Genomic DNA, 8,335 nt, shown 5'->3' with positions numbered 1-8,335 from the left:
GCCTGCTGCGCGACGTGGCGGAGAACCGGCAGCTCGGCGACGTCACCACGCTCACCGACTCCGGCGTCATGGACCTCATCCAGGCCAAGCTGCCGAGCGCGAACACGGCGGACTGACGACTCGTCGGCCGGCCGGAGCGTACAGGAGCCCGGTCGGCCGACGAGGACAGGAAGGCCCCGCGCGCGAGCCGGCGGAACCGGGACCGGGCACACGCACCGGCCGAGGTACAGCGGCCGCGTGCGGGGAGGGGTCACTCACCGCACGCGACGGCGATGGCCCTTCGGATGCGGACGGGTTCGTACGTGGGTGCCGCCATGGAGAGCACGACGAGAGCCGTCCGGCCGAGGTGGATCGCCAGCGCCTTGGACGCGGCACTCGCGTCGCGCGCCTTCACCGCCTCGGCGATCCGGCGGTGCCGACTGCTCGTCTCGGCCTGCCATTCGAGCGGGTTCCACGAGACGAAGGCCAGCCGGTAACGCGTGGCGTGGTCCGACAGGAGGGACAGCTCCCGCTCTATGCGGACGCCGGACGGATGGACCAGGGCGCGGTGGAATTCGGCATGCGGGCATTCCCAGCGCTCGACGTCGCCCGTGCGAGCCGTGTCGTCCATTTCCTGGAGCAGTTGATCGATTCTCTCCAGATGCTCCTCGCCCATGCGCGGAACGGCGATACCGATCGCGAGCGCCTCGAGGCTGATGCGCATCGCGTAGAGCTCGTCGAGGTCCTCGTTGCTGAAGGCCGCCACACGGGCACGGTGCTGGGACTCCTGCTGGACGAACCCCTCACGCTGGAGGATCCTCAGCGCCTCACGCAGCGGACCGCGGCTCACCCCGAGATTCCGGGCCAGTTCGACCTGCGACAGCGGATCGCCGGGGCGAAGGTCGCCGTGCATGATCGCGCGCCGCAGCGTGTGGTGGGCCCTGCTCACCTCGTCGGGATGGGCGAGGGCGTCCGCCACCTCGGCTGACCCTGCTGTCATGCTCCGCCGACCTTTCGCCTGTGTTCTCGTTGCTCCGACATCCGGGAGCTCAACCGTAACCGGTTCCGGCCTTCATTCTGCCGACACTTTCGGCGCCGCTTCGCCCGCGAAGAAGGTTCCAAGTCCCGGGCGCCCTCCCACCACCGGCCACCCGGGCCCTTCCCTCTCCACGAGCGGACCCCAATGTCGACACTGTGCCACAGGTGCGAGTGCGGCCGAAGGGCCCGGCAGGACGGGGCGACGTCCGCGGACGCGACGCGGAGAGCCGGCGCCGAGGCCACGTCCGACGGACGGAGCCCGGCGCACTTCAGGGGCTCAGGCCCCCCGGGAGACCTCGGCATCGTGCCCGGTCGGCAGCCGATGGCCGTCGGCGCCGGTGGCCGCCTCGTACCGGTGGCGATTGCCCACCACGGTGTTGCGCAGGGTTCCGAGTCCCTCGACCTCGACCTCGACGGTGTCGCCCGGCTGGAGCAGCTGCGGAGGCTTGCGCGCGTAGCCGACACCCGCCGGCGTTCCGGTCGCGAGGATGTCGCCCGGCCGCAGCGTGATGGTGTGCGAGATCAGGGACAGCGTCTCCCCAACCTTGTGGATCATCTGATCCGTGCGGGCGTCCTGCACGGTGACACCGTTGACGCGCGTCCGCAGCCGCAGGCCGCGGCTCAGGTCGCCGACCTCCGCGGCCGGAACCATGGGGCCGACCGGCCCCGACCGGTCGCCGTTCTTGCCCAGGATCCACTGGGACGTCAACTTCTGTGCCGTACGGGACGTCAGGTCGTTGAACGCCGAGTATCCGACGACGGACGCCAGGGCCTCCTCGGGGTCGGCGTCGACCAGCGGTGCTCCCACCCAGGCGGCGACCTCGCCCTCCCAGTCCAGGCCGCCCTCGGTGGACGGAACCGGGACGGTCGCCCCGTCCACCGTCAGGGAGCGGGGCCACCGGGCGAACAGGGACGGGTACCGGGGCAGTTCCTGGTCGCGGAACCGGCCTTCCGCCGCGTGCTCCAGGTAATTGAGTCCGACACAGAAGACCTGCGCGTCCGGGAGCACCGGAGGGACCCGCTCGACGGCGGTGACGGCGAGGGTCGGTCCCGCGGGTGTGCGCGCCAGATGCCCCGCGGGATCGGCCCAGAAGTCTTCGAGCGACGCGAGGACGGTGACTTCGTCGCCGCCCTCGGCGAGGGTCGCGACCTCCACACCCGTGTCGCCCCGATGGCGCCTGACACCGATTATTCTCATGGGAATTCCTTCATCCTCGGTCCCGGAACTCAGCCCGGGAAATGCCTCTGTGCGGCTGTTCCTGTGCTCCAGGAACGCGGGCCGTCCGCTTGGTCGGCCGTACGTGCCCCGACCGGGACGACCGGCCCGGGGTGACCCGATGGTGTCAGACGTCCTCGCGCGCGGACGTGTGGTCGTGGGCGAGGTGGTGCTCGATCAGGAGGTCGGCGCCGAAGTCGTTGGAGGGGTCCCGCCAGACGCTGTGCGCGTGGTTGGCGTCGTCCTCTGCGTTGTCGAACTCGACGAGGGTGGCCGGGCCCTGGAGACGGAAGTAGTGCGGCTGGTCGAGGGACGTGCCGCCGGCCCAGGCGAAGTGCAGGTTCTCCACTCCCCCGGCGGCGGCGATCCGGTCCATCTCGAAGCCGACCACACCCGGACGTGCCCTCCCGACGAAGAGGGCCAGGAGGTCGTCGAAGTGCGCCCGCTGGGTGGGCGACAGGTCGCCGGCCCGGACGCCCCGAGGATGCGCGCGGAAGTAGGCCAGAGCCACGCGGTCCTCGTCGGTGATCATCGCGTCGCGGCGGCCGACGCCGTGGTAGTCCGGGTACTCCTCCTCGCCCACGACCGGAACCGTACGGGTGACGAAGTCCGCCGGCGGCTTGTGGTGGATGACCGCCTGCTCCCGTTGCGCGCCGGTGAGGGCGTCCAGCAGCGTGAACGCCGTGTCCTCCTCCTCTCCCAGGATCCGGAAGGGACCGAAGCGGGCGGGCTCCGCGCCGAGCAGGAACGGGGTCGCGTTGAGCAGGTCGCCGTCGACGACGGTGACGTTGACCGACAGATGATGGCCGACCAGCCGCCAGCCCCAGGTGCTGTCCGGCTGGGGCTGGCCGAAGAACGTGAGGAAGTAGCCGCGGGCGTCACGGAAGACAGGGGCGATGTGGCCGAAAAGGGGCAGGTTGAGTTCGCGCAGGACATGCTCGTTGGTCATCACCTGCACCACGCGTGCGTAGGCCGGGATCGACATCGACTCGGCGATCAGCCGGTGCGCCAGCCCCTCCTGGTGCCGGTCCAGCTCGCCCAGCGGAAGCCCGTGCCTGCCGGACTCGGGCAGGAAGTTCCAGTGCGTCCGGCCGGGGTCCGTGTGCGGGAGGAGGACGCGGGCCCGCTGGGAGGCGCTCAGCCCGTCGAACAGCCCCATGGCCGCGAAGGTGACGGCTGTCGCGTCGAACGAGCCACCGGTTCGCGGCCGGTGGGCCGGCGGGAGGTGGCCGCTCTGGTGTGGAGGGGGCAGTGCCGTCATGGCGTTCCGGGCCCTTCTTCGTAGGGGTGTGGCGGGCGGGTGCGGAGCCGGGACGTCCGCATGTGGCGTGGTGAGCAGGACAATGCCCTGTCCCGTGCGGTCAACGGTCCTTCGGCGCCACCGGCCGCACCACCTGTCGCAGCCGGGAGACCAGGAGCGGGATGTCGCCGTGCCCGCCGGAGCCGAACACGTAGAAGTCGGGCCGCGCGAGGAACGCCTCGCAGTCGTGCTCGGCGAACCAGCGTGCGTAGGCGCCGTCGAGGTCCTGGACGGCGCCGTCGGCGGACACGTCCACCATCACACCGCCGACGCTCCGGAACCAGGAGGCATCCTCCGGGTCCAGGAGTGCCGCGGGATCGCCCGTCAGACAGACCAGTTGCCAGGCGCCCCCGACGACATCGTCGAAGAGGCCGGTCCGGTCGCCGTACCGGACGCGCCCCTGCGGGGCGAGCTGGCCGTCGGCTCCCTTGCTCGCGACCGTCAGGGACGGTTCGCCGAGGCGCGGATGCGGGGGCTTGCGGGTGACGGCGTCGGGATCGCTCGCCCGTCGCTTCATCGCGGCGTCGCGGGCGGCCGCCCTCTCGACGTCGAGTTCGCAGATGACCCGTCCGGCGGACACCGCCTCGTCGATGATCTCCCGGACGTGTCCGGTGCGCTCGGGGCCGTACGTGTCCAGCACGGCGGCCTCCGCCAAACCGCGGTGGACCATGCCGAGGCGCCAGGTCAGTGCCCTGACGTCCCGCAGCCCCGAGCACAGCCCCTGCCCGAGGAACGGCGGCATGAGATGGGCCGCGTCGCCCGCGAGGAACACGTTCCCCACGCGCCAGTCGCGCGCCCAGCGACCGCGGAAGGTGTACACGGCGTGCCGTTCCAGCCGGGCGGTCTCGGGTGTCACGCCCCACGGCGCCATCAGCCGCCAGGCCGTGCTGTCCCGGCCCAGTTCCTCGACCGTCATGTCCGCGCGCCGCATGAACTCGAAGCGCCGCCTGCCGGGACCGCTGTTGACGGCCGTCGCCGGCTGGGCGGGGTCGCAGTACTGGGTGACGAAGGCGCTCCACTGCTCCTCGGCCAGCGGCTGGTAGTCCACCACGAGCCAGTCGGCCTGGAACCCGGAGTCACCGACCTCGACGCCCAGGTGGGTCCGGACCGGGCTGTTGGCGCCGTCCGCGGCGATGAGCCACCGGGAGCGGATCTCCGTGCTCCCGGAGGTGGATCCGGTCGGCGCGACACGTGCCAGAACGCTGTACCGATCCTGCGTCAGGCCCTCGAACGACCAGCCGCGGTGCACGCTCACACCCGGCGTCGCGAGGGCCAGTTCCTCCAGGACCGCCTCCAGGTCGGGCTGGTGGAAGCCGTTGGTGTTCGCCCACCCCGATTCGGCCGTCCGGTTCCAGTCGATGGCCTGGAGGAGTTCGCCCGCGCCGTTGCGGAACTCGTAGCCGCCCCGTTCGCCCTGGGACGGTTCGAAAAGGGAGGCGTGGCCCTCCATGACGCCCGCCGCCTGAAGGATGCGCAGTGCCTCGTGGTCGATGGTGCACGCGCGAGGCAGCGGATACCGCTGCGGCCAGCGCTCCACGACGGCCACGCGCAAGCCGGACCGGCCCAGGAAGCGAGCGGCGAGGAGGCCGACGGGGCCGCCGCCGACGATGGTGCAGTCGACCTCGTACGGTGGGGCCGGCGTGGGCGTCGGCTCCGGTTCCACGGTCATGCGCGGGCCTCCCCGGTCCGGGCGTCGTCAGCGGCGGTGCCCGACAGGGGCCGCCGGGCGTCGAGCGCGCTGGACGCGCTCTGCGGTCGTCCGTGCGGAAGCCGGTGTTCTCCCTGGGGAAGGACGACCCACTTGTGGTGCGGTGAAGCCGCCTGGGCCCGCCACGCGGCGGGAAGCTCCGCCAGGTCCACGGTGCGGATCCTCGTTCTCAGCTCACCACGGCCGAGGGCGGACCACAGCCACGACAGGGCCACCCGCTTGTCCCGCATCGGGGTGTGCAGCCCGGCGAAGCCGGACAGGGTGAGCTGCTTGCCGCGCAGCAGTCCGGCCGGCACCTGCGCGGTCGCACCGGCGGGGTTGCCGATGTTGACCACGCGGGCCCGGGGTGCGCACACCCGCAGTGCCGCCTCCAGCGGGGCGCCGTAGACGCCGTCGAGGACGACGTCCACCGGGCCGGCCGCTGCCAGGATCCGGGCCGCCAGATCGTCGACGCCCTCCTCGGCGCGCAGTTCGACGACCGCGTCCGCGCCGAGGCCGGCGAGACGGGTCAGCGCCGCCCCGTCCCGCGCCACGCCGACCACGCGGCCCGCGCCGTGGAGGCGGGCCACTTGGACGGCGAGCTGCCCGACCGCGCCGGTGGCCCCCAGCACCAGCACGGTCTCACCGGCGCCGAGACGGCCCTGTTCGAGCAGTGGGAGATAGGCCGCGACACCGGCGTTGCCCACCGCCGCGGCGGCCACCGGGTCGATTCCCTCGGGCAGCGGCAGGAGATTCTCGTCGGGGAGCAGGGTCCGGTCCGCGAAGGAGCCCGGGTTGTCCGGTGCGGCGTCGCACTCGCCGTAGACCCAGGAGCCGGCCGGGTGGCGGTCGGACTCGATCACGACACCCACGCACTCACTGCCCGGAACGTAGGGTCCTTCGTGTCGTACGGAGTGGAACGTCCCGGAGGCGATCGCCAGGTCCAGCGGGTTCAGCGGTGCCGCGACCACGGCGACCAGCGTGGTGCCGGGAGTTCGCGGTCGCGGCACGACCGTGCCCAACCGCGGTTCCGCGCCCGGCGCGTCGACGATCGCTGCCGCGATCTCGTCGGCCGTCGGTCCGGAACCCGCCGCCCCCGCGGCGGCGTTCGGCTCGGGGCGGTCCGGGTGCCCTCCCGCGGCGCCCGGGTGGCGCGCGCCGTCCGGAGGTTGCGTGCTCTGCATCGTTCAGCCTCGATTCCTCACAGCCGTTGGTCGACGCACGCGGCCGGTGCCGTCGCGTCGTCTGCCCGCGCGGCTCGTCCTGCCGACGCGTTCGTGATGTACACCGGTGTCCTTCGCCGGCGCCCCGTGGTCCCCGGACGAGGTGTTCGGGACGCTCCCGGTCCGGAGAGCTTCCGCTGCCGACGCGCGCCCCGGCGGAATTGCCCGCCCGCCGCCGGGCACGCGGCCTCAGGGTCGCGAGGGCACCGTCCCGGTGTCCAGCCACGCGCGGATCGCGTCGGCGTCGGCGTCGAGCACGGGCGGCGACAGGTGGTCGGAGCGTGTCGTCTCCGTCTCGGTGCCCGCGTCGTCGAGGGTGAACGTCCGCAGCGCCGACCCCGGCAGGGTGATCTTCCCCAGGGTCCGGTGCTCGACGTCGACGAGGAGGCGCTGGGAGCGGGTCTGCTCCCACGCGTAGACCTCGTCGAGGGTGCGGACCCGGCCGGCCGGGACACCGGCGTCCGCGAGCCGTCGCAGCAGCTCGTCCGGCTCGAAGCCTGCGAACACCCCCTCCAGCAGCTCGGTCAGGCTGTCGCGGTTGGCCAGCCGGTCGGCGTTCGTCGCGTACAGCTGGGGCTGCGGGGCGACGATGTCCAGCCCGGCGCACAACCGTTGCCACATGGCGTCGTTGCCGCACGCGATCTGCACGCTTCCGCCCGCGCAGCGGAACAGTCCGTACGGGGCGATCGACGGATGCTGGTTGCCCTGGGCGCGGCCGACCTCGCCGGCCACGGTCCAGCGGGTGCCCTGGAAGGCGTGGGCCGCGACGACGGAGGCGAGCAGCGAGGTGCGCACGATCTGTCCGCGGCCGGTGCGGTCCCGTTCGCGCAGCGCGGCCAGCACGCCGAACGCGCCGTTCATGCCGGCCATCAGGTCCGCGATCGGCACTCCGACCCTCTGGGGCTGGTCCGGCCCGGGGCCGGTGAGGGACATGAGGCCGGCCTCGCCCTGTGCTATCTGGTCGTATCCCGCGCGCGCGGACTCGGGGCCGTCGTGTCCGAAGCCGCTGATCGACAGCACGACGAGGCGGGGGTTGAGTTCCATCAGCCGCGCGGCGCCGAAGCCGAGTCGCTCCAGAGCGCCGGGCTTGTAGTTCTCCATCAGTACGTCCGCCCGCTCGACGAGCCGGGCGAGGACGTCGGCGTCCTCGGCGCGCTTGAGATCGAGGGTGATCGACTCCTTGTTGCGGTTGCAGGACAGGAAGTAGGTCGACTGCGCGGTGCCCTGGTCGTCCTTGACGAAGGGCGGGCCCCAGGAACGGGTGTCGTCGCCCGCCGGGCTCTCCACCTTGATCACGCGGGCGCCGAAGTCACCGAGCATCATGGCCGCCTGCGGTCCGGCGAGGGCGCGGGTCAGGTCGACGACGAGGAGGTCGTCCAGCGCGCCGCTCATGACGGGTCGTCCGCGGCCTGGAACGAGGGGCTCGCCGGGTTGGGGCGGATGACGAGCATGCTGGCGGCGAGGTTCGTGCGGTTCTCGACCGCGCGCACGGTGCGGGCGGTCAGGCGGGCCGAGTCGAGGGGGTTCAGGACATGGGTCGCGCCGTCGCCGTCGACGAGGGTCAGGGTCCCGGTCAGCACGATGTAGAGCGTCTCGATCGGGACGGGTGAGAGGTCCGCCCGGCCCCCGGGGACGTAGTGCGACAGGGCGGCCGTCACGGCGCCGTCGTAGTGCTCACCCCCGAAGAGATGAACGGGGCCCACGCCGTGGTGCCCCACGGGCTCGAAGCGTTCGGCCTGCGAGAGGCGACTGATGTCTGTCGGCACGGTAGAGCACTCGATTCTGGCTTGGCGTAGGGATGACGCGGAGAAACCGAGCGGCCCCGCGGAGGGCTCGCACGAGCACCGGCCCCCGGGGAACCCGAGGTGAGGACGGGCGATGGGGCGGCGCGT

7 protein-coding genes are annotated in these 8,335 nt (G+C 72.4%); all 7 read right to left on the bottom strand.

Annotated elements, in window-relative coordinates:
* Window positions 1–250: 250 nt before the first annotated feature.
* The 7 genes from ACFZA0_RS18460 to ACFZA0_RS18430 all read right to left on the bottom strand — a co-directional run bounded on the left by ACFZA0_RS18460 (window position 251) and on the right by ACFZA0_RS18430 (window position 8,209).
* Window positions 251–979 (bottom strand): FCD domain-containing protein, encoded by a 729-nt coding sequence (locus ACFZA0_RS18460; protein ID WP_391017575.1) that lies wholly within the window; start codon window positions 977–979, stop codon window positions 251–253.
* 315 nt (window positions 980–1,294) lie between these two features.
* Window positions 1,295–2,215, bottom strand: a complete 921-nt coding sequence (locus ACFZA0_RS18455; RefSeq protein WP_391017572.1) for a fumarylacetoacetate hydrolase family protein — start codon at window positions 2,213–2,215, stop codon at window positions 1,295–1,297.
* Window positions 2,216–2,360: 145 nt separating this feature from the next.
* Window positions 2,361–3,494: a DUF3500 domain-containing protein gene (locus ACFZA0_RS18450; RefSeq protein WP_391017570.1), complete on the bottom strand. Its 1,134-nt coding sequence runs from the start codon at window positions 3,492–3,494 to the stop codon at window positions 2,361–2,363.
* 100 nt (window positions 3,495–3,594) lie between these two features.
* Window positions 3,595–5,202, bottom strand: coding sequence for a bifunctional 3-(3-hydroxy-phenyl)propionate/3-hydroxycinnamic acid hydroxylase (locus ACFZA0_RS18445; RefSeq protein WP_391017567.1), 1,608 nt, complete (start codon window positions 5,200–5,202; stop codon window positions 3,595–3,597).
* Window positions 5,199–6,404 carry a zinc-binding dehydrogenase gene (locus ACFZA0_RS18440; RefSeq protein WP_391017565.1) on the bottom strand — a complete coding sequence of 402 codons (1,206 nt, stop codon included), beginning with the start codon at window positions 6,402–6,404 and terminating at the stop codon, window positions 5,199–5,201. The genes ACFZA0_RS18445 and ACFZA0_RS18440 overlap by 4 nt, the downstream gene beginning before the upstream one ends.
* Before the next feature lie 228 nt (window positions 6,405–6,632).
* Complete coding sequence (locus tag ACFZA0_RS18435) at window positions 6,633–7,835, bottom strand: CoA transferase (protein WP_391017562.1); 1,203 nt, start codon at window positions 7,833–7,835, stop codon at window positions 6,633–6,635.
* On the bottom strand, window positions 7,832–8,209 hold the full coding sequence (locus tag ACFZA0_RS18430) for a cupin domain-containing protein (RefSeq protein ID WP_391017559.1): 378 nt from the start codon (window positions 8,207–8,209) through the stop codon (window positions 7,832–7,834). The genes ACFZA0_RS18435 and ACFZA0_RS18430 overlap by 4 nt, the downstream gene beginning before the upstream one ends.
* Between the last annotated feature and the right edge of the window lie 126 nt (window positions 8,210–8,335).

It is taken from the genome of Streptomyces sp. NPDC008150, assembly GCF_042956945.1.
Classification (GTDB): domain Bacteria; phylum Actinomycetota; class Actinomycetes; order Streptomycetales; family Streptomycetaceae; genus Streptomyces.
This window is presented reverse-complemented; position numbering and strand designations above follow the sequence as displayed.

Excerpts from the sequence above, each read along its gene's own strand:
- ACFZA0_RS18445 (WP_391017567.1), bottom strand. The coding sequence starts at position 5,202 with ATGACCGTGGAACCGGAGCCGACGCCCACGCCGGCCCCACCGTACGAG.
- ACFZA0_RS18450 (WP_391017570.1), bottom strand. The coding sequence starts at position 3,494 with ATGACGGCACTGCCCCCTCCACACCAGAGCGGCCACCTCCCGCCGGCC.
- ACFZA0_RS18435 (WP_391017562.1), bottom strand. The coding sequence starts at position 7,835 with ATGAGCGGCGCGCTGGACGACCTCCTCGTCGTCGACCTGACCCGCGCC.
- ACFZA0_RS18455 (WP_391017572.1), bottom strand. The coding sequence starts at position 2,215 with ATGAGAATAATCGGTGTCAGGCGCCATCGGGGCGACACGGGTGTGGAG.
- ACFZA0_RS18460 (WP_391017575.1), bottom strand. The coding sequence starts at position 979 with ATGACAGCAGGGTCAGCCGAGGTGGCGGACGCCCTCGCCCATCCCGAC.
- ACFZA0_RS18440 (WP_391017565.1), bottom strand. The coding sequence starts at position 6,404 with ATGCAGAGCACGCAACCTCCGGACGGCGCGCGCCACCCGGGCGCCGCG.